The organism is Prosthecobacter gellanilyticus, assembly GCF_007992435.1.
GTDB classification, from domain to species: Bacteria; Verrucomicrobiota; Verrucomicrobiia; order Verrucomicrobiales; family Verrucomicrobiaceae; genus Prosthecobacter; species Prosthecobacter gellanilyticus.
Window position 1 is genome coordinate 75,075 of record NZ_BKAG01000022.1, and the last position, 25,047, is coordinate 100,121.

Here is a 25,047-nt window from a genome sequence, read left to right on the forward strand (position 1 = left end):
GCGGCAAACTTATTTAGTGCGTTTAACTCGAGGCAATTTAGGGCAACCCTTCTTTGTCTCTCGCTAGACCCGAAGAGTATTACCTTAGAATACGGGCTGCGCAACCGCTTTGTTCCACAAATTTGTGGAACATCCTCCGTTTCACCGGTTCAGTTGCTATACTAACTACAAGTCTGGCAAGAGGGGATTTGGAGTCAAGCTAGAAGCTTCGCTGCCTCCGCATTTGTCTTCCCATTGATAATGTTAGAGTATGCCGATAGGATGAGGACACCTCCGTCTACATGTCCCTGCCATTCGGCGATGGTCTTAATGGGCACACCTTTCTCGATAGCTCGGATGATGAACATGCGTCGCAATGAGCGCGGTGAAAAATCTGGGAAGCTCAGCCTTCGACATGCCGCAGCCAACGCCTTTTTTGGGTCGCGAACTTTGAAAATGGTAGCAGAGGGATCGGCATCAACGGCCAGTTCTTTCAACCTCTCAATCAATGGGCGAACCTTTGGGTAAAGCGGAATTGTGTAGGCGGTCTTGGTCTTCACCCTGAATAAGGTGAGCTTGTCGGTGGAGAGGCTGACATGCTGCCATCTCAGTCCCGCACACTCAGCCTGCCCCACGCCCGCCAGCCCCATAAACTCCACCAAGTCGCCAGTATCTTGTGCATGGTCAGTAAATGGTTGCTCGCGGATGGCATTGATGATGGCGTTGAATTCCTCCTCGGATGGTGCATTGCGGATAGGCTTGATCCGCTTCTTCGGTTTGAGAGTCATCCGGTCGAAAGGTGGGCGTGTGATGTAGTTGTTGCCAATGCAGTAATTGAAGAACATCACCAGCCACTGGCGAGCCAGATTATAGGAGGCTACCTGGTCGTTGAACTGTTTCAGCCACGTGGAGCATTGGCGCAGATCAACATTGCGGACATACTGCTTCACCCCCTCAGGCCAGGAGGTTTTGATTCGTTTGGCAATGTCGGAATAACGGCCAAGTGTAGCAGGGGCGCCTGTGCGGCTTGACACGAAGTCCTCGATGACCTCGCCGAATTTCCGGCTGTGCGCATCCACCCCGACTTTCTCTACTTCGTTCTGGAAATCACGGAGTTTGCGCTTGGCGACCTCGAGGCGGTCTGTTTCAAGGGATTTGCGAACAATCTTGCCAGATCGACGGACTACGGCATAATATCCGGATTCCCGATAACGGAACAAACATGGAGCTACCCTCTGCCAAACGCCTTTTTGATCTCGATTACCCCCGGTTTTCATGTCCTGGAGTATGCGAGTATACAAAAGCGGTATCAACACGAAAAGTAGTGGGTGTGTCCTTTGATTGCAATCTGTTGAAATTAAACGTTTTGGGGCTATAGCTCAGTTGGTAGAGCGTCTCGTTCGCAATGAGAAGGTCAGGGGTTCGAATCCCCTTAGCTCCACCACTCGAAAATTGAGTGGTCGCCAATAAGCGATGCAGGCAAATCCTCCAACCTAGTTTCTCCCCATGAAAACTATTCGCATCCTTTGTTCGTTGTTGGTAATCGCCGTGGCTGCCGCGGCGTTCGCCAACGATCCGACTGATCCTACCGGCACTTGGAAATGGAGCACCATGTCGCCGAATGGCGAAATCCCAACCACGCTCAAACTCGATCTGAAGAATGGCAAGATCGCTGGCGCTTACTCGAATCAATTTGGCGACAAAGCGATCAGCAACGCCTCACTGCGAGACGACGTGATTAGGTTCGAGGTGGTGCGTGATCTCGGCGGCAAGAAGTATGTGGTGAAGTATCAGGGCAAAATTGAAGGCAACACGATCAAGGGGACCGTCGAAGCACCTAGCCACGACGGTGGCGAAGCGCAGAAACTCGATTGGAGTGCAAAACGCACAACCAAGGAATCAGCGGGTGACGCGAAGCAATGAATCCAAAGACTCATCAGCGAACTTTATCTCCCCACACCCCCGCCTCCATCACTGCACACTTGAAGCGCGGCAGCGCAGCCGTGGGCAGCATCGCCCAGGTCAGATCCACCTTCACAGCGTGTGCCGCCCTGGAAGGTCTGCTCCTAGGGAAGGAGCGCCGGGATGCGTAAACAGCCTGGGGTGTAAACAGGGTCTAAGGCCGAATTGCCGCCTCCTCTTCCCTGAAAAGACGTTAAAAGCCTGGGTCCGCTGGCACTCGGCAAATCTGCCGCCCCATAACGCTCTTGTGGTGTCCTGCACCCTTGTTTACAATGAAATAGTTAGGCCACCGCACCGCGCGCACGATTGTTGCGGCCAGGTTTGCCACCAGAGGCGTAGAATGGATAAGAAAGGAACAGCAGATTATGATCAAAGCTGCATTATTTGTTCGGCTTGAAGCCAAGCCCGGCAAGGAAAAGGAAGTTGAAGATTTTATCCTTGGTGGACTGCCAATCGTGGAGGAAGAGCCAGCGACGACGGCATGGTTCGGAATCCGCCTGGGTCCATCGACATTTGGGATCTTTGACGCTTTTCCAGATGACGCCGGCCGGGAGGCTCATCTTGCAGGTAAAGTAGCAGCGGCCTTGATGGCAAAGGCCGGTGAGCTTTTTGCCAGACCACCGTCAATAGAGAAGGCTGACGTCCTCGCGGCCAAGTTGCCGGGTTGAGTGCCGTGGCCTGATCATGCGCTGCAGCGAACCCGGCCATCGCGTCACTGTTGCAATCGTGGCGTCCCGCAGGCCGGGTCGCTGAGCTTGGGTCGAGCGGCCTGTTCACACGTCATGTGGTCTCGGGCGTTTATGCCGGATCTGTGCCACTGGCGCAGGTCAGCACCCTGGGGTGTAAACAGGGTGTAAGACAGCATTATCGCCCAATATCCCCTTTAAGAGCGTTAAAAGTGCAGGCGTTCGAATCCCCTTAGCTCCACCATTCTTCGCCGACCTTAAGAGTCGAAGAATGCCCTCCGAAGCTTGCAAAGCGAAGGATGGGCTCCACCATTTGCCGCCCGGCTACGAATGGCACGCCGTTTGAGTGTGATGAGATCATGTCCTCTCCGACTCTCAAGAATGAAGCGCGGGGCAGGTGACAGATTTTTTTAAGCCGCGTCTCCACAATCACCCATGATGCGTATTGACGAGCATGCGGGGCCGCCATCAACATGGCAGCCACGTTCCTCAAAAAATACCGAACTCCCCAAACCCTCATGAAGCTCATCCTCACCAGTCTCGCCCTCCTGATGACCCTCAGCTCCTGCTGCAGCACCTTTTATGTCTCCCATGCTCCAGAGGGACGTCGTGGCGGGTATGTCCCCACGCCTCCGCCTAAATTCTCCGGCGCCGGCACTCCGACCACGCCCAAGGGTGAGTATGTGGACTACAACAACGGCACGACCATGGCCTATTACAACTACTGAGTTGCAGGGCCCCGGGCAGAGCAGAGACAGCAGCACTGAGGCTTGAGGTTCAAGGACCTGCAGCTGTGAGGTGAGTCATGTCTCCGGCCTGCCTGCGGAATCGCCCGGCAGGTGAGGTCAGGACGGCCAAAACGAGGGGCACCTGCGAACCTCTTGGGAAAACCCATCGCGGGCCGGGTCACACCGCCCCGTCGCAACCCCTAAAGAACCTCATTATGAAGCACATCACACTTGCTAGCATGGCCGCCGGGCTGCTCCTGACCTCGTGCGCAGAGACCGGTGGTCCCGTCTACGCTGGCGCCCAGCCCTCCGTCGTTCCGCCGTCCAGCCTCGTCCCTGCGCATCAGGCCGCTGCCGTAGCTCGCCGCAGCCCAGGCTACGTCGCCACCCCTGCACCGAAGTTCTCCGGTGCCGGCACCATCCAGGACACCCATGGCTACTGGCCTGGGAGCCGCCGCAGCGGCGGCTACAACAACTACTACAACACCTCTTACTACGGTAACTCCTACTACGGGAACCCCTACCGGAGGTCCTACAACAGCTGGTAAACGGATACCGTCTGTCATTTGAAAGCTCTTGTCCGCCGTGTTTTGCCCAGGCAGAACACGGCGGCATGTTTTAGGGCAGATCAACAAAACAGAGAGGCTGGATGTTAATCATTGGTTAGACTCTTTTGCACGAATCATGAAATTCAAACCAGGATGCCGGACCGAAGCCGATGAATGGAGTTGTGATGGTGAGAAGATCTCAGATCCCGAGAAGCTCGAGGCTATCAGGCAGGTGGTGAACAAGGACGGCCCCGTCCTGCTGGAGCACAAGTTTTTGCGCGGCGGACGCGGACCGCATACGAGGGTGTTTGATGACTATGAAGACCTCATTGAGTATCTGATCGCCGAAGCGCGGGCAGGGGACAAAATCAGCGTCTGGAGCCTCTGGACCTTCATGCGTGACACTCCGCCGCTGGCCTTTGGCAAGTGTCCTGCGGAGGATGGCGCGGTCCCCAAACATGGTCCGTATTGATTCTGTCACGGCAGGCGGACTTCATGGTGCCCTCGGTGTCTCAACCTCACACAAAGCGCTTGCGTGCTTGCCTGCGCGTTCGGTAGGCTGACACCCTATGTTCACCTTACCATCGGCAGTCAGAGCGTCGGGGCAAAGCCAGCAAGGTCATGGCAGATCATTGGTTAGGTGTGCGGGCATGAGAACTTGTCTCCTGGCCCTCCTCCTCGCAGCCGGCAGCGCTCTGCCAGCCTCCGCCGAGGACCCGATCATCCAGCCCGGCACCGATCTTTGGCGTGATGCCTTTGATCCACCTTTCACCAAGCCGGCGGAAGTGCCCAAGGACACGCCGCTCCGGAAGCAGCTCTTTGATCTGCTGCGCCCCAAAATCGAGCGCGAGGCCAAACGCAAGGTTCAGTTCGAGGGCAGCCTGCGCGCCTTCAAGAACTGGGCTTTGTTCAGCGGCGAAACCGTGGACGCTGATGGCAAGTCCGTGAAGTTCCCGCCCATGGACAACACCGATACCGTTGCGCTTTGGCTTCGGACGCGCGAGGGCTGGCGGCTCGTCGACCACAGCACCGGGCACAGTGATGCCTTTTACATCATCTGGCACGAGCAGTATGGCGCTCCGAAGGCGCTTGTCGGATTGGAGTAAGGGAGATCAGTTGTCCGCGTTCATGCCGAGCGCTGATGACAAGCTTTGTTGGCGTAGCTCACATTCTTCATCATGAGCAAGACACGACCCTTCATCATCGCCGCCGTCTCCGCCTCGCTCGCGCTGGGGGCATTCCTCGCAGTTCGGGCCTTCCAGCCGCCGTTCCCGCTCGCGAAACTGGAAGCTGTGAAGCCCGGCATGAGCCAGAGCCAGGTGCGTGAGCTTCTCGGAGAGCCGAGCGATGCCACTTCGAAACAGTGGACCTACCAACGCGTGCTCGCCTTTGGTTACGTCAACGTTCTGTTTGATGCGAACGGCCTCGTCCGCCATGGTCACTACGAGACGTTTTGAGTCAGACGTTGTCGCGTCGCTGCCATGAACGACTTCATTTTCACACACGGCCACCGGTGGATAGGGAACTATTTGGTCACCATTATCTGCCTGATCGTGCTGTTCGCTCTTGCCTCACGAAAGGGCATACCATCCTGGCTGGCTGGAGCGGCTGTTTTCGCTGGAATTTTCGTCATCCTGTTTCTGTCGTCGGTTGTCCTTGAGCATGAGTCTCCGATGACGCCTAAGGGCGGGTGGATTAAGTTCACTTACCCTGGTGTGTTCATCTGGTATTCAGCGACTCCGATCCAAGAGGTTTGCCAAATGATCTTGGGAGAGGACAATGTCTTTGAAGAGCATTTAGAGATCCCCACGGCACTTTTGATGTGGACCCTTGTGGGAGCTGCCCTGGGCGGTCTGAAGGCAAAGTTTGGGAAAAGGACGCTAGAGCCAGGGACGTGAGCCCACCATTTCAACGCCAGACCCCATGACCGCCCACGCTCATCCATCTGCCCCTTCGAGCCGCCTCACCTGGAAGCGGGATGGCGAGTATCACCGAGCCTCGGACCACCGTTACCTCTGCTTCCGCGAGTCCACAGGGTCCATGATCGGAGCCTCCATCTTTTGTGTGGCCATCGTGGGTTCAGCGGGCTGGATGGCGGTGCAGCTGCTGCTCACCGGGGAGTCATTGATCGAAAAGGCCTGCAGCCTGTTGTTCATCCTCATCGTGGCGGTGTTTCTCTACATCCCCTGGGTCACCCTCCGCAGCGGCCGGTTTTTGCTGGTCTTTGATCGTGGAGAGCCAGGGACACCTGGCGAGATCCGCCTCAAAGGGAAGACTCTGCCGGTGGCCAGCGTGAAGTGTCTCTCCACCCGCTTTGCTGGAGGTGGCTCCATGCCCAGGCACATGGTGGTGGCCGAGATGCAGGACGGCACCGTGGAAACCCTGGGACTGGTCAGTGTCTCCACCTGGCCCGCCTACTACGGGCAGGAGGCCGCGAACTGGATGGGCCTGACCTTCCGTCATTCGAAGCAGTAACACCAAGGGAGTATGTGGCGCTGTCATGGATTTTGTTTACGGCCAATATCTTTCTGACTACGTATTGGCTGATCGAGGGGACAGTCATTGCCCCGACAATGAAACCAACACCCATCACACTATGAAGAAGACACTCGCAAGCACCGCCGCACTGCTGCTGCTCACGGCAGGGACCTACGCTGGAGAACTCTACACTTCCACGCAGGAAGGCGTCTGGCAGAACAAGGGCACCTATTTCAACACCCCCATGAGCTTCGGCGATGAGAGGGGCCGCAACGAAGGCCGCGTCCAAAATCGCGGACTCACGGAATCCCACCTCGTCCCAGCCGGGCAGGCTGCCCGTCGCGGCGGCGGCGGCTATGTCGCCACACCACCCCCCATGTTTTCCGGTGCAGGCACCGCAGGCCATGCGAACCGTCCCATCAACCGCTGGTGGCGTGATCTGTCCCCTGAGGTCCTGGCCCGCTATCGTGCCTTCCACGGCAAGGGCAAAGGCAGGCCTTGATGCCTAGCGCTCTTTGATTGATTGAATCTTGTCCGCCGTGGCTGCACCCGCAGTCACGGCGTTTCTTTTGGTTAGGTCAAGTGGGACAGGTTTTCAACCTGTCGGGTGGAGCGCGAAGAGGCAGCGGGTGGTCACACCACAGAGGTGGTGAACAAGACCCGCTGCGTGCTGGCGGAGAGAACAGGTTGGAAAACCTGTTCCACTTTCTGAAGCACGCGGGCATGCAAAGTGGGACAGGTTTTCAACCTGTCGGGTGGAGCGCGGAGAGGCAGCGGGTGGTTACACCCTGAAGGTGGTCAACAAGACCCGCTGCGTGCTGGCGGAGAGAACAGGTTGGAAAACCTGTTCTACGGTTCACTTCCGCGATTTCACATACTCGATGATTTTCGCGTCATCGTCACCCGCGGCCCAGACGTGGCGGAGGAAGTCGGCGGGGTGGATGTCGTGCTTGGAGCAGAAAGCGCGGTCACCACCGCAGCCAAACATGATCTCCGGATCCATCTCGCCCTTCAGCTTGGCGCGGGCTTTCGCGATGATGCGCGGCAGCCAGACGATGCCTTCGGCTTCAGCGGTCTTTGCGGGAAGGTCCGCAGGCTTCACGATGTGCGTGCTTGGCACACCTTTCTGCACGGTGAGGAAGTAGTCACGGCGCACGGCGGCAATGAGCAGGACCGTGAAGGCCGTGGGGTCCTGACCGTCGGACACGCAGTGGTCATCCACGAAGTCAAAGAGCTCGCGTTCGCTGTAGCCGATGGCTGCCAGATATTCCTGGTCCTCTTCCGCGAACCAGCTTTCGTAGTCTTTGTTACCTTCATCATACTCTTGAATGCAGGCTTCAAAGAGTTCGGCGAAGTAGGCGTCCCAGGTGTAGTGCTTGGTCATAATATAAAAGTTGGGGAGTTTTTAGTTCTCGGTTCGCTGTTCTCTGTTCTCAGTTACAGAGCCACGAATGATTCGGATCGGGCACGTTTGGTAAACAAACTTTGCTTTCATGAGGATCTCGAAACACAAAACCGAGAACCGTGAACAGAGAACCGCGAACAGTTTTAAACTAGACTGTCGTAAAGCGTCTTCGTGCGCTTGGCGATGCTGCTCCAGCTGAAGCGCTCCTCGGCGCGCTTGCGGCCGGCCAGGGCCATGCGGCGGGATTTCTCAGGATCGGCCATCAGAGAGTTGATGCCTTCCGCCAGGTCCCGGGCGAAGCGCTCCGGATCCGTGGCTTCAAAGGGGCTCTCTGTCTGCTGGTCCAGCGGCACCAGGATGCCGGTTTCTCCCGGCACCACGACTTCTTTAATGCCGCCCACAGCGCTGGCCACCACGGCAGTCTCACAGGCCATGGCCTCGAGATTGATGATGCCAAAGGGTTCATAGATGGACGGGCAGCAGAAGACTTCCGCGTGCGAATACATGGCGATCTTCTCTGGCACAGGCAGCATGGCCTGGATCCAGACGATGCCCTCACGCTTCGCCTGCGCGGCGGCCACGGCGGCCTGCATCTCCGCGGCGATCTCCGGCGTGTCCGGCGCACCCGCGCAGAGCACGATCTGGAAGCCCGGGGTCATGCTCTCAATGGCGCGCACCAGATGGATGATGCCCTTCTGCCGCGTGATGCGGCCCACGAAAAGCACAAAGGGGATGTCCGGGTTCACCCTATGTTTCTTCAGGATCTCCGGGGCATTCACCTTCTGATACTCGTCCAGGTCGATGCCGTTGTGGATCACGTGAATCTTGTGCGGGTCCACCTGAAAGAGGCGCATCACGTCCACCTTCGTCTCTTCGGACACGGCGACGATCGCGTCTGCCATCTCGATGGCGGTCTTCTCCAGCCAGCAGGTAAAGTCATAGCCACCACCCAGCTGCTCGCGCTTCCACGGGCGCAGAGGCTCCAGCGAGTGCACAGTCAGCACCATGGGCACGCCGTAGTTCAGCTTCGCCAAAAGGCCGCCAAAGTGCGCATACCACGTGTGCAGGTGCACGATCTGCGCATCCACCGCGCGGGTGTTAAAGTCCAGGCAGCGCTGCAGCGCGCCGAAGACAGATTTCAGGTTCGCCGGGCTGGTCCAGCCCTCGGTGTCCAGACCCGCGCCATGCACGGTGAGAGCGCCCTCATTCACCTCCTGGTCACCAAAGCAGCGCACCTCGATGTCCATGAGCTTTGCCAGCTCCCGGCTGAGGTATTCCACATGCACACCGGCACCGCCGTAGATGTAGGGAGGAAATTCGTTGGTGAGGAAGAGGGATTTCATGAGAGGCAGAGTGTCTATCGTGAACGTCTGCGGCAAGGCAAGCGAAACACCAAGCTCACCGCATCATCCCCATGCGTCCTCGGTCTGGAAATTGAGAATCCAGGGTCGTCCCAGGTCCCAGGGCACTCGGGAAGTCACCGAGAAAAAAACAAAGAGGCACAGAAACGAATGTCTCTGTGCCTCTCCGGGCTTGATTTTTTTGATGCGCCTGCGGTGCTGGCACACCGGCAGCCAGCCTTAGAAACTGTAGAGAAACTGTGCCTGCAGGGCAGGGGTCAGCTCGTTCGGGACGATCTTCACCACGCCAGAGGTCGTGGCCACGGAGAGACCGGCGTCATCCATCTTCATGATGCGCACGGAGCCCAGATCACGGCCGCTGGCCAGCACGATGGGCATGGTCACGCCGATGAACTTCTGGCGGATGGAGGCCAGCGTGTCGTATTTGGCCTTCAAGGTGGCGGTATGCGCATCATTGACGCTCTTGATCTTCTTCTGCACGTCCGCCAGGGCGGCTTTTTGCTCGGCGATCTTGCCCTTGATGGCCACCACCTTGCTCACGGCCTGGGACTCGGCCCGCTTTCCCGCGATGGCTTTCTCCAGATCGGCGATCTGGGTCTGCGCCGCGGCGAGACTTTCATTGATCCCAGATTTCTGATGGTAGAAATACCAGGCGGTGTAGCCACCGGCGAACAGAAGGAGGATGAGGATGTTTTTCATGGATCAGAAACTGGAAAGAGATCGGAAAGGGGAAGTGAGGTTCAGCGCGGGTCCTTGGATTTCACGATCTGCAGATCTTTCTGCGCCGTCGCCAGGGAGGTCTCCGCATCCTTGAGGCTGGCCTCTGCCTGCTTCACCAGGCTCTCGGCGTTCACCAGTTCCTGCGCCAGCTGCGTGGCATAGTGGTTCGCCCCGGCCGCACCCACGCCTGCATAGGCGGGGATCTCCCGACGGTTCGCCGCCAGCATCTTGTCGATCTCGATGGATTCCTGGGACACGGCCTGAACCTTGGCGTTGGCCTCGTCCAGTTGTTTTTGCAGCGCTTGGTTTTCCTTGCAGGAGGCGAGACCGAGGCAGCAAGTCAGCACCAGGAGGGGGCGGCGGATAGGATCAAACGAGGGTTTCATAAGCAAATAATCGTAGAGACGCTATCAACCCGTCACTTTGGTGTCAATCTTACCCGTGAATAAGGAAAAGAGGTTGCCGAGTTCTGCCGGATTCGTAACAGTCGCCGCTCTGTCCCCCTGACTCATGGAATTCACCGGCGAAGGTCATCCTCGAACACTGCCGCTCGATCGTAATCGCGAGCTGCTGAAGAGTGCTCGTGAAGAGATCTATAAAACGGTGGGTGATGTGCACCTCCCCGTTTATATTTGGGAACCACCCGCGGAGAAGACACCACCGTATCCGAAATCCGTGGCCGCGTTCTTTTTCAGCAGCGGCTGGGATCAGGGTCAGGTGGCGCAGTTTGCACCGCACTGCGTTTACTTCGCCTCACGCGGCATGATGACCATGGCGTTTGATTATCGCGTGGCGAACCGCACGAAAGGCGGACCGCTGGAGGCCATCGCTGATGCGCGCTCCGCCATGCGCTGGCTGCGTTTGAATGCCATCGAGCTCGGCATCAATCCAGGGAAGATCGTCGGTGTCGGTGGTAGTGGTGGCGCGCATGCCATCTGCTCCGCGGCCATGCTGAGAGGCTTTGATGATCCGGCAGAGAGCAGCGGCGGCATCACCCCGGTGCCAAACGCGCTTGTGCTTTTTAATCCTGTGCTGGACACCTCGAAGAAGGGCTTCGGCCTTGAGCGTTTCCCGGACGCCGGTGTGGCCAAGGAGGCCAATCTCATCCGCGCCATCGACAAAGGCCTGCCTCCCACGCTGGTCATGCACGGCACCGCGGACCGCGTGGTGCCCTTTGCCGGCAGCTACGAGTTCGCCCGCAAGAGCGCGAAGAAAAAGAATCTCTGCCGCCTCATCGAGTTCGAGGGCCAGGGCCACGGCTTCTTCAACTTCAATCTCTCCTTCGAGATGTATGAGGCCACCCTCATGTCCATGGACGAGTTCTTCGTCGAGCTCGGCTTCATCGAGCCCGATCCAGAGGCCGGTCTCGGCAAATTTGATTAGGCCGGAGAAAGTGTGATGCCGCGATGAGCGCGGCAGCGCCGCAGTCCATAGAAGCGCCCAAGCGCGCCACCGCTGTGTGCGCACGAGCCATCATCGCGTGTCCGGATCAGGTGAAGACCTTAGGCGCAGATGAATCCGCAAGCGCGATCCTTCTGCACTATGGCAACCCCACTCAGCACCCTGAACAAGCTCATTGAAATCCTCAAAGACGGCCAGAACGGCTTCCAAGCCGCGGCGGCGGATGTGGACAACAGCGAGCTCAAAACCCTCTTCAGCCAGTATTCACTGCAGCGCAGCACCTTCGCAGGCGAGCTCCAGGCACTGGCCCAGTCCCTCGGCGAATCCGATCCGCCGAACAGCGGTTCCGTGGCCGCGGCGCTGCATCGCGGCTGGATGGACATCAAGGCCGCCATCGCCTCCAAAGATGAGCACGCCATCCTCGCGGAATGTGAGCGTGGCGAGGACTTCGCCGTCGCCGCCTACAAGGAAGCCCTGGAGCAGCCCGGCCTGCCCATGAACATCGTGGACACCATCCGCACCCAGGCCGCCCAGGTGAAGTCCGTGCATGACCACGTGCGCAAAATGCGTGATGCCCTCGCTCCTGTGTCTTGACCGGCACTCTAGAGTCACCCTCTGACCCGCGGCGGGCGTGCGAAAGCGCGCTCGCCGCTTGGCATCCCTCACTACAGCGTTCCGCCCAGGAGCACCACACCGCTTTCCGGCGCGGGCTCGTTCTTGGCGTTGTTCAGGAAGAAGCCGTAGCCGCCGCGGAGGGCGGTGCCTTGCAGGATCACCCCTTTGAAGGCCGGTTTGGCCGAACTAGGATTGCTCCAATCCAGCGTGAAGGTGCCGCTGAAGAGACCGGTCGCAGGTGTGAAGGTGAGCGTGAAGGAGCCATCCGCCGGAGCGATCTTCACCACAGCACTCTTGACGATGCTGAAGTTCTCCTTGGTGATGCCGGAGACCAGGTTGCCGCCGCTCAAGCGCAGGGAGGCATTGCCCAGTCCATTGCCCGGCGCTGTCAGGCCCAGCATGGACTCCACGGCCAGTTTGCTGTCATAGAGCGTGCCGTTGGTGTCCAGGGTGATTCCCGCCGGCCAGCCTGCAGCATAGAGCAGGACTTTCGGACTGACCGCCGCCGGGCGGAACCATTTCAGGCTCGCGGTGATGTGGGGTGTCTCCGCGTTCTGAGTGAACTGAAGCCTGCCAAACAGCAGTCCGTCCTTCGTGGTGCCGCCTGGAGTCAGCAGGGGCTGGTAGACTGGAGCCGTGCCATCGTCGAGCAGCACGGAGGAGCAGGTGATGGTGGTGCCATCTGGCAGTGCGCCGGTGATGGAGATCTGGCCTGTCGAGGTGAGCTTGGCCGTGGCATAGCCATAGCCTCGCGGATAGGCAGACGGGGTCAGCTCGGATTGCGGGTCCAGACGCAGGGTGTAAAAACCCTGCGTGGCGGAATTCAGCCATGCCGCAGGCACCTTGTTGGCAGTGGTGAAGGGAGCCAGCTGGGTGAAGCCAGAGGAGTAGCTGCCGTCATCATCCCTCGTGTAGGTCGCGCCGCCAGGATCCAGGCGCAGCTTGCCACCAGGGACGGGCAGGGCATCGGTCTTCTTGCCTGCCACGGTGAAGACGGCCGGACCATTGTCATAGCACACCGCCGTGACCGGCTGGCTTTTCCCCTGGACCTGAAACTTGCCGCTGAAGGTGCCCGTGGGGCTCAGCGTTCCCGTCAGATATCCCTTCAAGGCCGGCGTGCCGGGGAAGCTGGAATCCAGCAGGCAGTGGAGGCTGACCGTGGTGGTGGGGAGGAAGGACTGCTCCCGCAGCATCTGAATGGCAAGCAGCGTGGTATCCGCGTCCGGCATGGTGAAGGTGACCTGGTTGCCTAACCGGGAGTCAAACTCAGACAGGGGGGCAAAATAATCCCAGTTGGAGAAGACATGCCCCTTGGGCGCGTTGGCCGTGAGGGTGACCTGCGCTCCCGGGGCGATGACGGCCTTTCGCTCAATCATGCCTGGCTCGACCGTTGTGGCAGGCTGCCAGGGCTGGGCCAGGCCGGACGGGGTGGTGGCAAGCTTGAGAGTCATGAAGGCGGAAGGCTCCTGGGTGTAGGAGTCATAGACGCGGACGGCCAGAGTGCGGAGCCGGAGGAAGGTGAAGGAGCGCTTCAGCGAGGTGCTGTTCCCGCGCGGATCCCAGGCCGTGACGATCAATTCGTTAGGCCCGTTCACGGGGGTGATGGCGAAGCTGAAGGGGATGGCCGTGGGAGTGGTCCAGGAACCCAGCGTCACCGGCACCGGCTCGCTGCCGTTCAGGCTCATCTCCACGCGGGAGATGCCCTTCGCGTCTCCGACCTTGCCGGTGACGGTCACCTCATCTGCTGCCACCCTGACCTTGCCTGCCGCTGCGGGGGTGGTGATGGCCACGGTGGGCTTGGTGGAGTCCGCGGCCATGATGCGCAGCGTGGCGGTGCTGATGCTGCCCAGTTCAGCGGAGGCGCCGGGCTCGCTGAGCGTCAGTGTCATCTGCCGGTTCAGGCCTGCGCGGGAGGTGGGGGCCCGCAAGAGAAGGGTCACCGTCTTCTGCGCCTCACCAGCTGCAAAGCTAACCAACGATGTGGCACCGGTGAGGTCTGTGTAGTCCACCCCTGCCAGCGCCGGCGTGAAGAGCGGCAGGCCCTGTGCGGGGCCGTCATTCGTGTCCAGCCGCACCGTGGCCGCCACATCTGCCGGACTGCGCGTGAGGGTGACAACGCGCTGTTTGTCCGTAGCCGCGGCCTCATACGCCGCAGCATCTAAAGAGATGCTGGAGAGCTTGCAGGTGCCGCTCAAGAGGAAGCTGGCGTTAGGGACGGGCAGTGTCGGGTAGTCCGCATAGGGGAGCGCGTTGCTATGGATACGCAAAGAGGTCTGCCGAAGTCCCAAGGCCTGGGGGGAGAAAAGGAGCAGGCCTGATGCAGGACATCCAGAGCGCTCGAGCTGCTGCGCAAGATGGCCAGCGGGAGAGTAAAATACTTGTCCTCAGAACTCATGGTCGGACCTCCTCGACTGAATCCTGGGTGGTCCTGCGGAAGGTCAAAAGAGGGCGTTGGCGAGTCGGCTCCGTGTTCATAAGATAAGTTCAAATGAACATATAAAATGGCAGCGATACTGTCCACTTAGTTTTGGCCCTGAACCGCAGGTTTCCGAGGCCCCTGGGTGTGAGAAAGCCCCCTGCACGCGAAAAGAGAGCCAGATGGCTGGCTCTCTCTCGTTGGGCCGCGAAGCGGCCGTCTATCTCCAGGCTGCTTGCTTACGGCACCGGCGCGCTGAGGATCACCGCGCCGCTTTCCGGCGCAGGTTCACCCTTGGCGTTGCTGATAAAGAAACCGGCCGCTGTGCCCAGGGTGCCTTTTTGCAGGATGACTCCTTTGAAGGCCGGTTTGGCCGAACCAGGATTGCTCCAATTTGGCGTGAAGGTGCCGCTGAAGAGGCCGGTGGCAGGCGTGATGGCGAGCGTGTAGGAAGCATCTGCCGGAGCGGTCTTCACCACGGTGTTTCCTTTCAGGCTGAAGTTCGTCTTCTCGATGGCGGATGTGAGCTTCCCGCCCGTGAAGTGGAGGCGGGCAGGGGATGGCGTATTGCTGGTTAGGCCAAAGAAGGCGGACTGGGCGGTCTTGGTGGCGGAATAAAGCGCACCCTGTGCATCAAGACCGATCCCCCCTGGCCAGCCTGCGGGATAGAGCTGCACCTTGGCACTCGCTGCCGCTGGCCGGAACCACTGGAGAGCGCTGGTGACGTCTGTGGTCGCGGGAACGATGTCAAAATCCAGCTGACCGATGAGCAGGCCGAGCTTCGTGGTGCCGCCGGGAGTGGGGAGCTGGATGAAGACCGGAGCCTTGTTGCCTGGCAGCAGGGCGGAAGTCTGGGTCACAGCGGTGCCATCTGCCAGCGCTCCGGCCAGGGAGATCACGCCGGTGTTTGACAGCGTCATGGTGGCATAACCAGAAGCTTGGGGAAAGGTGGCAGGATCCAGCGGCTCTGGCGCAGGATTCAGGCGGACAGTGTAGGTGCCTTTCGTGGCAGAGTTCAGCAGGCTGGCGGGTGCCTTTGCCAGGCCATGCTGGATCTCAGCCATGGCCAGGAGTTCTCCGGTAGGCGAGGTGAGGGTGGCAGGCAGATAGTCATAGTAGAGCTTCAGGTTTCCACCTGGCACTGGCAGGGAGTCACGCTTCTGGCCTGCCACCGTGAAAAAGGCAGGACCGTCGCCGTAAAAGGTGGCGGTCACAGGCAATGTCTGGCCATTCATCAGCAGTTTGCCGGTGAAGCCACCCTTCAGAGTGATGGTGCCGCTCAGATAGCCAAACTGTGAGGCGGTGAGCGGGGCTTCGGTGGATTCAGCGGGCACCAGCATCCAGTGCAGGCTGTTGTTGTGACCTGGGAGGGGGGTAAAGGGACTTGGCACCAGCATGGCCTCCACCGTCAGGCCTGTGTCTGGCATGGTGAGGGTGAGTTCAGGCCCCGTGTGCACGATGTTACCGTTGCTGTTCAGCACGAGCCATCTGCCAAAGACATACCCTGCCTTGGGAGTGGCCACCAGTTTCACCTGGGTGCCGGGCACGACGGTGGTGGTCTTGATAAGCGCATTTGTGACATCCGTCTTGAGAGCCGCAGCGGAGGCTGCGGGAGTGGCGGTCATGGCCAGGGTGCCTGGCAGTCCCACGGGATCGGCGCTGCCATCGACCAGTTTCACGGTGAGTGTATGGCGGCGGGTGAAGGTGATGCTGCGTGTCACGGAGGTGCTGTTTCCGCGCAAGTCATAGGCGGTGACCACAAGCGTGTAGGTTCCGTCTGCCGGATACAGATCGCAGGTGAAAGGCACATCGGTGGGCTTCGTGGCGCTGGGGCTCAGGGTGGCGAGCACGGGATCCGCACTGCCCAGCTTTACCTCCACGCGGTCAATGCCTTTCGCATCACCTGTCTTGCCGCTCACGACCAGCGGCCAGGTGGTGCTGATCTTGCCCGCTGCCGGAGTAGTCAATGTCAAAGTTGGTTTGGCACTGTCTGCGCCCACAATGCGGACCAGGGCCTCATAGGGTGGTCGCAGGATCACACCTGGGCCGGGATTGATGGGTTTGACACGAAACTGGCGGCTCTCAGTAGCACCCGAGGCGGGGGCCAGCAGAGGGATGGTCACCGTCTTCTCCGCCTCGCCGATGGCGAAGTTTACCACCGCAGAGGGGCCGGTGAGGGAAGTGAAGTCTTCACCCGCAAGGGCGGCCTCCACCGGAGGAATGCTGGAACGAGGACCTGAGAGCGTCTGCAGTTCGACAGAGGCTGGCACCCGCGTGTCATCCCGCGTCATAGTCACCGACACCTCAGTTTCCCCATGGTTCACGTTGTAGCTGGAGGATGTAAGCTCCACCTGGGAGTAGACCCCCGTGCCCGAGAGATGGACCTGAAAGCTCCCCGAGCCGGACTCGGCTGCATTGTGGGTGAGGTTCAGCATCGCCTGGCGCGCTCCGGAGGTTTTCGGCGAAAACTGCACCGTCAGTGTGGTGCTGGATCCAGCAGGCACACTGGATAGGGGAAAGGGTGCCACGATGGTGAAATCCGTCGCGTTCGTGCCGGTGATGGTGCGACCAAGAGTCAGCGCCTGGGTGCCCGGATTCTTGATGGTGAAGGTGAGAGTCGTGTTCGTGGTATTGACGGCAGCCAGCCCGAACTGCCGTGTGTAGGGGGAAGTCACGGCAGTGTCCGCTGGCTGCTCGATCTGGAAGCCTGGCAGCAGGCCCGTGCCCGTCAGGGTGATCTCATAGGGGCTCTCGTCCGGATCCTCGCTCATGATTTTGAGCGTCGTCGTGCGTGTGCCATAGGTCTTGGGCTGGAAGATGACGCGCAGATTGAAATCAAGTCCGGGAGTGACCCATGCATTGTCTGGCGCGATGTAGATCTGAAAGTCTTCCTCGTCAGGGTAGGTCATCTCGCCATCAGAAACCTGGGCATCAAAAACCATCATGGAGCCAAAGCCCACGTTCTTGATCCTGAAGGTGCGATCAAGGGTGGTCCCCACCCTGCAACTGCCCAGATTGGAAGTGCCAAGATGCGGGACTACAACGCCGCTGCTGTTCTCCACCTGGATCTCCGGGATGGATCCAGCTCCGCTCAGTGTGATGTCAAAAGGGTTCTCTGTGGCATCATTGCTGGTGATGTGCAGCGCAGCGCGGCGGAAATCGGTGGTGGATGGAGTGATCTGTACGGTGAAGTTTGTCTGGGCTCCAGGTGCCAGCTCAGTCACGGACAGCGGCTGGGTGATGAGGTAGTCCCCCGCATGCTCGCCATCGAGGGTCAGAGACAGGCCGGTGAGCGGCTCCAGGCCGTCATTCTTAACGGTGAAAGTATGGCTTCGGCTCATGCCCACGGGCATCCACAAGAAGGCATGCGAGCCACCATCCTGCAGGACGAATCCGGTTTCCTTGATCACGCTGATCTCCGGCTCCATCCCCGTGCCACGGACATAAAAAAGCAGGTCGCCATCGTCCCAGTCATTGCTGGCGATTTTGAAACTGTCTCCACGCAGTCCCCCCACCGTGGGTGCAAAGCGGATGGTGAACGTGGTGCTGGCCCCCGGTCCCAGAGATGCTGCAGGCGGCTCGGTGATCGTGAAGTCGGGGGATGGGGGGCTGTTGGTTGAGGTGATGGCCAAACCTGCGAGACTGGCAGTGCCCACATTGGTGATGGTGAAGGTCCTGCTTTGGGCACTGCCCACAGAAACTTGGCCAAAGTCCCGGTCGTCTCCCCAGTTCAGCGGACTTCCCACAGGCTCCTCCACCTCCATGTCCGGGGCCAGTCCGCGACCGGTGAGCACGATGTCAAAAGGACTCTCATCGGCATCATTGCTCCGCAGCTTCAGCGTGGTCGTGAAGGTGCCTGGACCGTATTGGTTCGTGGTCCTGAACTTAAGTTTCACCGTGGTGGACTGTCCTGGTGTCAGAGTTCCGACATACCCTGAGGCGAAAAATCGGGCATTATTGATCTCAACGCCAAGGGTGAGGTCTGCCGTGCCCGCATTTTTCACGATGAGTGGCACTTCCGGGGTATAATCCCCTAGTAGAGCCGCCCCAAGATCCACGGTGGCTGCGCCGCTCGTGAGATTCTCTCCAGCAGCCGTTTCCACCACAATCTCCGGGGCCGTCTGAGCCCAGGCAGCCAAGCCCATCATCAGATTTAGAATAAGTGTGAGGGCAAAGGCAGTGGGTCGTAAACGCATGTGTTAACATCGTATATACCCGAAAGCCTGCTTGGGCAATAAGGAGTCTGCTTACTCTCACTCCCCGCCCTGACTCTGCGGAAGCGCACTCGTGGTGGGCGGAGGCAGGCCGAGGGTTTTGGAGGCGCGGTAGAGGACTTCTTTTTCGATGCCGCCGGTGAGGTGGAATTTGCGCAGCTCCTGCTGCACGTCGGCGAGGCGACCCCAGGACTCGTAGAGTTCGAAGAGCAGGGCGGCGGCATCGTGAGGGAGCATCCAGACGTCCTTCATGAGGCAGGTCTCGGCGGCTTCGAACTCTTTCTGGGAGATGAGGAACCGGGCCCAGGCGGCGGTGAGATCTGGCTGGGTGGAGTTCGTGGAGTTCAGACGGTCGAGCGCGGTTTGGTAAAGCTCGCGGGCCATCTGCAGCTCGCCGCAGTCCAGCAGGGCCTGGGCCCAGGCCACGGTCTGGGAGCCGCCGGGGACGGGCATGCGCACGACCTCTGCAAACAGCTCCTGCACGATGGCGCGGTCCTTCATGGCATGGGCCACGCGGAGCATGAAGGGTTGCTTCCGGCTGTCCAGGCGGATGGAGGGCAGATCCTGCATGACGAGGCAGGCCTGCCAGGCCAGGGCAGGGCGCTCTTTTTTCATGAGCATGCTGGCGGCGAGCTCGACGCAGATGCGATCACTGTCCGTCACGTTCTGCCAGCCGAGGCGGAGGTCATCCGAGAAAGAGGTGGGCGCATCCTTGGCAAAGGCGCTGAGGGCCAGGGCGGCGAGCGGACGATCCGTGCCTGCGCGTGTCTCGGCGCGCAGGATGGGCAGCCAGGCTTCGCGGTGCTTGCCCTCCGCTTCCGTGCTCATCCAATCGGCGAGCTGGGTGAGCGCTTCGCGGCTGCGATTGCGCACGCGGAAGAGCGCGGCGATCTGCGCACGACCGCGATCCGGCATCCACGCTGGATCTGCGGCCAGCAGGCGCAGCAGTTCCAGGCGCAGGCGGAAGCGGTCCGCGTCATCCTTCATCGTTCGTTCGGCCTGGGTGAGGAAGTTCAGGCCTTCTGTGGCGCGTGAGTGCTCACGGCAGAGCGCGGAGAGATGGGTGATGGCATCGATGGCTTTGAGGTCCACGGCCTTCGTCATCAGTTCACGGAACTCCTCCCACAGGCCGAGTTGCGCGGCCAGCTTGGCGCGCAGCTTCAGCGCCTCACGGCCCTGGGCTCCGGCCTTCTCCACCAGCGGCACGATGCGCAGCGCATCCAGCGCGGCGGCTGGCTTGTTTTGTTGAATCATGAGTTGGGCGCGGTGCACGCAGCTTTCGGCATCCGGTATGATGCCGCTGCCGGCATTCGCCACGAAGGCCTCATGCAGCCGGTCCCAGGCGGCGAGCGCGAGTTTCTCCTGCCCCATCTTTTCATAAAGCAAAGCTAGTTCGCGGAGATAGGGCACCTCATCTGGAATGCGGCCCTGGCGCACCTGGGTGAAGGCGGGCAGGTAACCGAGCCGGTGCAGTGTGGCGATGTCATACTCGAGCGCGAGGAAGTGCGCATGTTTCTCACGCAGCACTTCGTCACCGGGTTGCGGTGGTTTGAAAGGTGGTTCGGCCTCGAGCAACTGCAGTGTGAACTTGATGCCGATCTTCGTCTCCAACGAGGCTTCGGCCACGCGGATGAGCCACTGCGCGTATTCCGGATTTGCCGGAGCACGGCCGGGCAGCATGCCGTAGACCTCGATGGCTTCGCGGGCCATGCCGGCGCTTTCCAGACGGCCGCCGAGCTCGCTTAAAGTATCCACAGACACCTCCTGGCGCATGTCCACACTGGCCAGGTGCTCGCGCAGCAGTTTCAGGCGCGTGGGGTAGTCCACCTCACGCATGCGGCGGATGAGGTGGCCCATGCGCCATTCACCGAACTCGAGTCCAGAGCGTGAGCTGAGCCCCACACCTCCCCAGCGGCTCATGAGCTTGTCATTCACCTGCTCCACCACCTGGCCCAAGCCTTCATTGGTGAAGCGCGCCTGGATCTCGCGGGTCTCTTCCCACAGGCTGCGCAGATGCATGGGCTCCTCATAGCGTGGGGAGCCCTGGGGCATGAGCATGCCGCGCATCTCGCCCATCTGGCGGGCTGGGAGAAAGTCACCCGTGAGCAGCTTTTCCATCTCCTGCGCGGCCTTGTCCGGCGCACCGGCAAGTCCTGCCACGGCGGACTTTCGCAGGCTGGTCATGGCCGAGCCTGGCGTGGCCTGCAAATGCTGCCAGGATGAACGCACATTTTGTTCGCGCTCCTCCGCGCTGATGGCCAGACGGTTCGCGGCGCTGAGGCTGAAGAGATAGGGATCAAAAGTGCCGCGATACGCCTCCGGTGTCACGGGGCCGCGCACGACACGACTGAGATATTCGCGTGCGAGATCCCAGCGCTCCGCAGCCTCCGCGATGCGTGCGAGCGAGAAGACAAAAGCGCTGCCGAGCGCGGCATTGTGCTCGCTCAGACTCTCACCCAGCTCCAGCGCCTCCGAGTAGCGCTGCTGGTCCTGGAGACGGCGCAGAATGTCCAGCACGGAGACGCTGCGCAGCGTGCCGAGCAGAGCCAGATCACCCTTGGCAAAGTGGAAGCCGTCAATGTCTGCGAGGATGGCCGCGACTGCGAGCAGCGTGCGCTGGCGGCGCTCCAGGATCTCGCCATCCACACCGGTCTGCGTGGACCAGCGCATGGCCTCGTCCATGCCGCCGGAGCGCAGCGTGAGCCAGAGATGGCAGAAGGTGGCCTCCAGAGTGCTGCCAGGGCCCATGATCGCCCGCACCTCGCTGCGGCAATGCTCGTCCAGTCCGGCAAAGTAGAAGGCCCAGATCCGCTCGATGGGTGATTTCCATGCACTGGCTTCCTTCTTCCAGGCCTCGATGCTGCTGCCGTCTCGTTTCGAGAGACGTGCCAGCTCCTCGATCGCCCGCAGGCGGATGTGCGGCGCTTCGGTCGGAAGCTCCAGAAACTCAGGTCTCGGCAGGCTGAGGAAGGTGCGCAGCGTGGCGATCTCCGTGCTCTTCAAGCCGGGCACGGTATCCAGTTCGCTCACAATCTCTGAGACAGGGCCGGGCGTGCCGGTTTTCCGCTGTTCGGCGATGGGCAGCGGCAGGCGCTCCGGGCTGCCTCCGGTGGGTGGCATGAAGGCCTGGGCTTGAGTGCGGCGGAGGATCTCGCTGAGATACTTGCGCGCGCCATCTTCATCCGCGAGGCGCAGGCACTTCAAGGCCAGGCGCAGTTCCGAATGCGCATCCCACGGACGCACGTGGGAGATCTGCTCATACACACGGCGCTCAGCTTCATCCTGGCCGGTGGACCGGTAGTGCTCCGCCAGTCCTTCCAGCGCGGTGGCATCTTGGGCGAAGCGGCTTTCCAGGCGACGGCGCACGCGGTCTGCCTCCGCGATCTGGAAGGTCTGCTCCAGCATCTCCACGAGGCGACGCGACTCCGCGGCGATGGTGGAAGGCGCGGCGCTGGCCGCGATCTGTTTTTGGAAATAGATGGCGGCCTTCAGATCGGAGACTTTCAGCGCGGCCTCGCGCAACTGGTCTAACGAAAAGGGTGTGTCAGGCGCGGTGTAGTAGGCCTGCTTCATGGCGGCGAAGGCTTTTGCCGCATCACCGGAGCGCTCATAGACACTGGCCAGGGCTTCGTGGTAGAAGCCATCGAAGGGATGCTTCTTCACCAGACCGAGCAGAGCATCCTGGATGAGTTTGATGCGTTCGGTCTGGACTTCGGCAGGCAGCTCGCCCCCGCCTTCACCAGCCCAGAGCAGGCGGTCGAGGAAGCGCTTGAAGTCCTCGCGCCGGCGTTTCACATCTGTCTCCTGCTCCACGATGCGGAGCTGGATGAGGATGTGCTCCGGCAGCTTGCCGCGCTGCAGCAGCATCTCCGCATAGCGCTGCATCAGAGTGACCGCGGCACCACCCGTGGCACGGCTGATGGCCTGCTCCCACAGCTTCAGCGCATCATCTGGACGGCGCTGCAGGGTGTAGCACTGCGTGAGGGCATTCAGAAGCTGCTCCGAGTCGGGTGCCTCGCGGTAAGCGCGCTCCAGAAGAGCCGTGGCCATCTTTCCCGGCACGGGAGTATCTCCCGCGATCCGCCAGCCGGTGCGCTCATGAGAAATGCCCACGTTGATGGCGGAGGAGGCGGTCTGCTCATCCTCCAGGAGCAGCTCGCTGAGACGTAGCGTGTAGCGTATTTGGTTAGACGGATCCTTGGCCATCAGGCGGCGCAGCACCCGCATGGAGAGGGCTGTGTTTTTGTCAGCGAGCGTGAGTTCGAGCAGGAGGCGCTCGGCTTCGAGTGGCAGGCTTCGGGCCGGTGAGATCTCTTCAAGCTGACGGAAGGCGGCGTAGGCCTCCTCACTCATGCCAGCGCGCACGGCCCACCACGCGGCGCGGAAGAGGGCCAGGGGCGAGTTCGCATCCGCTCCCGCAACGAGCTGCTGCACTTGCGGTTGCCTGGAGTTTTCAGAGATGGCCTTTTGTTCAGCCTTCGTGATGGCATTCGCAGGAGTCGGAGTTGGAGATGGGTTGAAGATCTCGTTGATCCGCTCCTTGTCCATCGGCGGATCGATGTAGAGGGTCTTGGGGCCTTTGTCGGTCATCACCCGGCGCATGAAGATCTGCGCTTTTTCCTGGACCTCCTCGGGGGATGCCTCGCGCCCGCTGGAGATGGCTTCGTCGGCCGCGCCAAAGCCCTTGCCGGTGAACACATCCGGAAGCTGGAAGTCTCCGCCGGTGCCATGATGCTTCGGCGATTCCTTTTTCTTTTCGCCTAACAAAATGGAGTAAAGGCGCTCGTCGACATCCATGCCGTCCTCCTCGGTCTTCGAGGCGGCCCAGGCTTTCTCCAGCCACTCGGTGGCTTCTTCGGGCTCGGCATGTTCCGTGAGCAGATCGGCGAGGCGGAGGAACTCCTCACGTCCGGCGCTTGGTTTTGAAACCGCTTCACGTGCGAGGATGATGGCAGTGTCCAGATCACTGCCGGAGGCCATGAAGGCAGCCGCATCATTCAGGCGGCGCTGCTTCTCCTCATCACTCGGTGCGGACTGCGTGAAGCGCCGCAGCAGCGTGTCCGCAGCCGTCATGTCCTTGCGCGCACGATGAAAGGCCGCGAGTTCAAACACGGCCTCGGCACGCGCGGGATCACGCTCGACACGTGACTTCAGGATGGCCTCAATGACATCATCCAAGGCCCGCTGCTGGGCAAAGGCCAGTGCCTGCTTTTCGATCTCGGTATTGCCTGCCGTGGCTTCCAGCAGCTTGCGCAGACGAGCGGTGGCCTCCGCCTGCTTGCCGCTGCGCAGATCCGCCTCGCAGCGCAGGAAGACAATGGCAGGAAGATCTGTGCCATCGTTCTTGAGCCGTTCATCCAGCAACTGCGCGGCTTCGGCGGTGCCATCGTGATCCAGCAGCAGCCTCACCAGCTCCCAGCGGTAGTCGTCCACCTGCGGCGCGGCTTTCACCAGCGCGCGCATGGCCTCCAGATGTGCATCTGAGTCTGCCGTCATCTCATGGTAGCGGGCGAGATCGCGCAGAGCTTGCTCACCGGGAGGCTGCACGGAGGCGGCCTTGATGAGCTGCTGGCGCAGGTCTTCCAGTGTGCCGAAGCGCTCATGCAGACGCACGCGGCGGCGGAAGAAGTCTGTATAGCGACCATCGCGGAAATCGAGCAGGGTGAGGCCCTTCTTCAGCGCGGCGTCAGCCTTTTCAAACTGGTCCGCATGCTCATGAATGCGGGCGAGATCGTAGAGCGCATCCAGCCGCTTCTGCGGATCACTCTGATCTGCCAGCGTGGTGTAGAAGGCGGCGGCGCGCTCTGGAAAGCCGGCGCGCAGGATGAGCTCTGCCACCTGCCTGACCAAAGGGAAGTCATCAGAGCGCAGCTTCGCGGCCTGTTCCCAGGCGCGGACGGCGTCCTCGTTCTTCTGCGCGGAGAGGGCCAGGGTGCCGAGCCGCAGCAGCGCATCCACCTTGCGCGGGTCTTTTTCTGGAAGGAGATCGTTGAACTGGGTCATCCACTGCCAGGCCTTGGCCGGGTCTCCCAGTTCCTGGGCCACGTCCGCCAGGGACTGCAGGGCCAGGGGCTTGTAATTGTCATTCCCCAGCACCTGCTCATACGTGGCGGCAGATTTGGTTAGGCTGCCCGCCTTCCGGTGCAGATGACCGAGCACCAGGACCACGGCGGGGTGCCGCTGCTGCTGCACCTGCTGGGTCACGCTTTCGATCAGCAGCGCGGTGGCCTCATGCTTCTCATAGAGGGTCCAGAGCAGGTCCACCACCCGGCCGTATTCCGGCTGGGAGACGAGCAGGGAGAGATATTCATTCGCCAGCCTGGTCTCCCGCTCCGCCCAGGGCAGGGGACCTGCCTCCGGAGTCTGGCCCACCGCTGGCAGCTGGAGTGCGAGCGATCCACCGAGCGCCATGACAAGGATGGCGCGCTGGATAGGAACAGGGGGCACCCACATGCGCGGAGAAAGGAAGAGAATACAGGGAATTACGGTCAGGCTATCACGCGGGTTTCAGCGGAGCAAGATGGGTTCCGGGAT

20 protein-coding genes and 1 tRNA gene are annotated in these 25,047 nt (G+C 60.6%); 13 read left to right on the plus strand and 8 right to left on the minus strand.

Annotated elements, in window-relative coordinates; translation table 11 throughout:
* Positions 1–194 precede the first annotated feature (194 nt).
* Entirely contained in the window at positions 195–1,256 is a 1,062-nt protein-coding gene (locus tag BGE01nite_RS15790; protein WP_146851451.1) for a tyrosine-type recombinase/integrase, read from the minus strand.
* A gap of 91 nt (positions 1,257–1,347) precedes the next feature.
* Between BGE01nite_RS15790 and BGE01nite_RS15795 the strand changes: the two genes are divergently transcribed.
* From BGE01nite_RS15795 to BGE01nite_RS15845, 11 genes are all read left to right on the plus strand, one after another.
* Positions 1,348–1,423, plus strand: a tRNA-Ala gene (locus BGE01nite_RS15795).
* Between the two features lie 62 nt (positions 1,424–1,485).
* Positions 1,486–1,902: a hypothetical protein gene (locus BGE01nite_RS15800; protein ID WP_146851452.1), complete on the plus strand. Its 417-nt coding sequence runs from the start codon at positions 1,486–1,488 to the stop codon at positions 1,900–1,902.
* A gap of 404 nt (positions 1,903–2,306) precedes the next feature.
* Complete coding sequence (locus tag BGE01nite_RS15805) at positions 2,307–2,609, plus strand: putative quinol monooxygenase (protein WP_146851453.1); 303 nt, start codon at positions 2,307–2,309, stop codon at positions 2,607–2,609.
* Between the two features lie 536 nt (positions 2,610–3,145).
* Positions 3,146–3,355 (plus strand): hypothetical protein, encoded by a 210-nt coding sequence (locus BGE01nite_RS15810; RefSeq protein WP_146851454.1) that lies wholly within the window; start codon positions 3,146–3,148, stop codon positions 3,353–3,355.
* Positions 3,356–3,570: 215 nt separating this feature from the next.
* Positions 3,571–3,903, plus strand: a complete 333-nt coding sequence (locus tag BGE01nite_RS15815; RefSeq protein ID WP_146851455.1) for a hypothetical protein — start codon at positions 3,571–3,573, stop codon at positions 3,901–3,903.
* A gap of 136 nt (positions 3,904–4,039) precedes the next feature.
* Entirely contained in the window at positions 4,040–4,375 is a 336-nt protein-coding gene (locus tag BGE01nite_RS15820; RefSeq protein ID WP_146851456.1) for a hypothetical protein, read from the plus strand.
* A 178-nt stretch (positions 4,376–4,553) separates the two neighbouring features.
* Positions 4,554–5,009 carry a hypothetical protein gene (locus BGE01nite_RS15825; protein ID WP_146851457.1) on the plus strand — a complete coding sequence of 152 codons (456 nt, stop codon included), beginning with the start codon at positions 4,554–4,556 and terminating at the stop codon, positions 5,007–5,009.
* A gap of 72 nt (positions 5,010–5,081) precedes the next feature.
* A complete protein-coding gene (gene bamE / locus BGE01nite_RS15830) occupies positions 5,082–5,360 on the plus strand; it encodes an outer membrane protein assembly factor BamE domain-containing protein (RefSeq protein WP_146851458.1) in 279 nt (92 codons plus the stop codon).
* A 24-nt stretch (positions 5,361–5,384) separates the two neighbouring features.
* The gene (locus BGE01nite_RS15835; RefSeq protein WP_146851459.1) at positions 5,385–5,801 is read left to right on the plus strand and encodes a hypothetical protein; all 417 of its coding nucleotides are present in this window, start codon (positions 5,385–5,387) and stop codon (positions 5,799–5,801) included.
* 25 nt (positions 5,802–5,826) lie between these two features.
* Positions 5,827–6,378 carry a hypothetical protein gene (locus tag BGE01nite_RS15840; protein WP_146851460.1) on the plus strand — a complete coding sequence of 184 codons (552 nt, stop codon included), beginning with the start codon at positions 5,827–5,829 and terminating at the stop codon, positions 6,376–6,378.
* A gap of 121 nt (positions 6,379–6,499) precedes the next feature.
* On the plus strand, positions 6,500–6,883 hold the full coding sequence (locus BGE01nite_RS15845; RefSeq protein WP_146851461.1) for a hypothetical protein: 384 nt from the start codon (positions 6,500–6,502) through the stop codon (positions 6,881–6,883).
* A gap of 354 nt (positions 6,884–7,237) precedes the next feature.
* Here the strand turns inward: BGE01nite_RS15845 and BGE01nite_RS15850 are convergent, their stop codons facing one another.
* From BGE01nite_RS15850 to BGE01nite_RS15865, 4 genes are all read right to left on the minus strand, one after another.
* On the minus strand, positions 7,238–7,765 hold the full coding sequence (locus BGE01nite_RS15850) for a DUF5069 domain-containing protein (RefSeq protein ID WP_146851462.1): 528 nt from the start codon (positions 7,763–7,765) through the stop codon (positions 7,238–7,240).
* 164 nt (positions 7,766–7,929) lie between these two features.
* A complete protein-coding gene (glgA, locus tag BGE01nite_RS15855; RefSeq protein WP_146851463.1) occupies positions 7,930–9,129 on the minus strand; it encodes a glycogen synthase in 1,200 nt (399 codons plus the stop codon).
* Between the two features lie 237 nt (positions 9,130–9,366).
* On the minus strand, positions 9,367–9,846 hold the full coding sequence (locus BGE01nite_RS15860) for a hypothetical protein (protein ID WP_146851464.1): 480 nt from the start codon (positions 9,844–9,846) through the stop codon (positions 9,367–9,369).
* A 41-nt stretch (positions 9,847–9,887) separates the two neighbouring features.
* The gene (locus tag BGE01nite_RS15865; protein ID WP_146851465.1) at positions 9,888–10,253 is read right to left on the minus strand and encodes a hypothetical protein; all 366 of its coding nucleotides are present in this window, start codon (positions 10,251–10,253) and stop codon (positions 9,888–9,890) included.
* 124 nt (positions 10,254–10,377) lie between these two features.
* Here BGE01nite_RS15865 and BGE01nite_RS15870 point away from each other — a divergent pair, with 124 nt between their 5' ends.
* Together BGE01nite_RS15870 and BGE01nite_RS15875 are read left to right on the plus strand one after the other, a co-directional pair.
* Positions 10,378–11,250, plus strand: a complete 873-nt coding sequence (locus tag BGE01nite_RS15870; protein WP_146851466.1) for an alpha/beta hydrolase — start codon at positions 10,378–10,380, stop codon at positions 11,248–11,250.
* 159 nt (positions 11,251–11,409) lie between these two features.
* On the plus strand, positions 11,410–11,862 hold the full coding sequence (locus BGE01nite_RS15875) for a ferritin-like domain-containing protein (protein ID WP_170266819.1): 453 nt from the start codon (positions 11,410–11,412) through the stop codon (positions 11,860–11,862).
* Positions 11,863–11,933: 71 nt separating this feature from the next.
* Here BGE01nite_RS15875 and BGE01nite_RS15880 read toward each other — a convergent pair whose 3' ends face one another.
* The 3 genes from BGE01nite_RS15880 to BGE01nite_RS15890 form a co-directional block, all read right to left on the minus strand.
* Positions 11,934–14,150, minus strand: coding sequence for an Ig-like domain-containing protein (locus tag BGE01nite_RS15880; protein ID WP_146851468.1), 2,217 nt, complete (start codon positions 14,148–14,150; stop codon positions 11,934–11,936).
* Positions 14,151–14,538: 388 nt separating this feature from the next.
* A complete protein-coding gene (locus BGE01nite_RS15885; protein ID WP_146851469.1) occupies positions 14,539–18,495 on the minus strand; it encodes a choice-of-anchor D domain-containing protein in 3,957 nt (1,318 codons plus the stop codon).
* Between the two features lie 57 nt (positions 18,496–18,552).
* Positions 18,553–24,960, minus strand: coding sequence for a tetratricopeptide repeat protein (locus BGE01nite_RS15890; RefSeq protein WP_146851470.1), 6,408 nt, complete (start codon positions 24,958–24,960; stop codon positions 18,553–18,555).
* Positions 24,961–25,047: the final 87 nt, after the last annotated feature.

What these genes read in the sequence shown, in the direction of transcription:
- BGE01nite_RS15810 (WP_146851454.1), top strand. Translation starts at nt 3,146, where the DNA reads ATGAAGCTCATCCTCACCAGTCTCGCCCTCCTGATGACCCTCAGCTCC.
- BGE01nite_RS15885 (WP_146851469.1), bottom strand. Translation starts at nt 18,495, where the DNA reads ATGCGTTTACGACCCACTGCCTTTGCCCTCACACTTATTCTAAATCTG.
- BGE01nite_RS15845 (WP_146851461.1), top strand. Translation starts at nt 6,500, where the DNA reads ATGAAGAAGACACTCGCAAGCACCGCCGCACTGCTGCTGCTCACGGCA.
- BGE01nite_RS15865 (WP_146851465.1), bottom strand. Translation starts at nt 10,253, where the DNA reads ATGAAACCCTCGTTTGATCCTATCCGCCGCCCCCTCCTGGTGCTGACT.
- BGE01nite_RS15800 (WP_146851452.1), top strand. Translation starts at nt 1,486, where the DNA reads ATGAAAACTATTCGCATCCTTTGTTCGTTGTTGGTAATCGCCGTGGCT.
- BGE01nite_RS15820 (WP_146851456.1), top strand. Translation starts at nt 4,040, where the DNA reads ATGAAATTCAAACCAGGATGCCGGACCGAAGCCGATGAATGGAGTTGT.
- BGE01nite_RS15870 (WP_146851466.1), top strand. Translation starts at nt 10,378, where the DNA reads ATGGAATTCACCGGCGAAGGTCATCCTCGAACACTGCCGCTCGATCGT.
- BGE01nite_RS15825 (WP_146851457.1), top strand. Translation starts at nt 4,554, where the DNA reads ATGAGAACTTGTCTCCTGGCCCTCCTCCTCGCAGCCGGCAGCGCTCTG.
- BGE01nite_RS15835 (WP_146851459.1), top strand. Translation starts at nt 5,385, where the DNA reads ATGAACGACTTCATTTTCACACACGGCCACCGGTGGATAGGGAACTAT.
- bamE (WP_146851458.1), top strand. Translation starts at nt 5,082, where the DNA reads ATGAGCAAGACACGACCCTTCATCATCGCCGCCGTCTCCGCCTCGCTC.
- BGE01nite_RS15840 (WP_146851460.1), top strand. Translation starts at nt 5,827, where the DNA reads ATGACCGCCCACGCTCATCCATCTGCCCCTTCGAGCCGCCTCACCTGG.
- BGE01nite_RS15850 (WP_146851462.1), bottom strand. Translation starts at nt 7,765, where the DNA reads ATGACCAAGCACTACACCTGGGACGCCTACTTCGCCGAACTCTTTGAA.
- BGE01nite_RS15805 (WP_146851453.1), top strand. Translation starts at nt 2,307, where the DNA reads ATGATCAAAGCTGCATTATTTGTTCGGCTTGAAGCCAAGCCCGGCAAG.
- BGE01nite_RS15875 (WP_170266819.1), top strand. Translation starts at nt 11,410, where the DNA reads ATGGCAACCCCACTCAGCACCCTGAACAAGCTCATTGAAATCCTCAAA.
- glgA (WP_146851463.1), bottom strand. Translation starts at nt 9,129, where the DNA reads ATGAAATCCCTCTTCCTCACCAACGAATTTCCTCCCTACATCTACGGC.
- BGE01nite_RS15790 (WP_146851451.1), bottom strand. Translation starts at nt 1,256, where the DNA reads ATGAAAACCGGGGGTAATCGAGATCAAAAAGGCGTTTGGCAGAGGGTA.
- BGE01nite_RS15815 (WP_146851455.1), top strand. Translation starts at nt 3,571, where the DNA reads ATGAAGCACATCACACTTGCTAGCATGGCCGCCGGGCTGCTCCTGACC.
- BGE01nite_RS15860 (WP_146851464.1), bottom strand. Translation starts at nt 9,846, where the DNA reads ATGAAAAACATCCTCATCCTCCTTCTGTTCGCCGGTGGCTACACCGCC.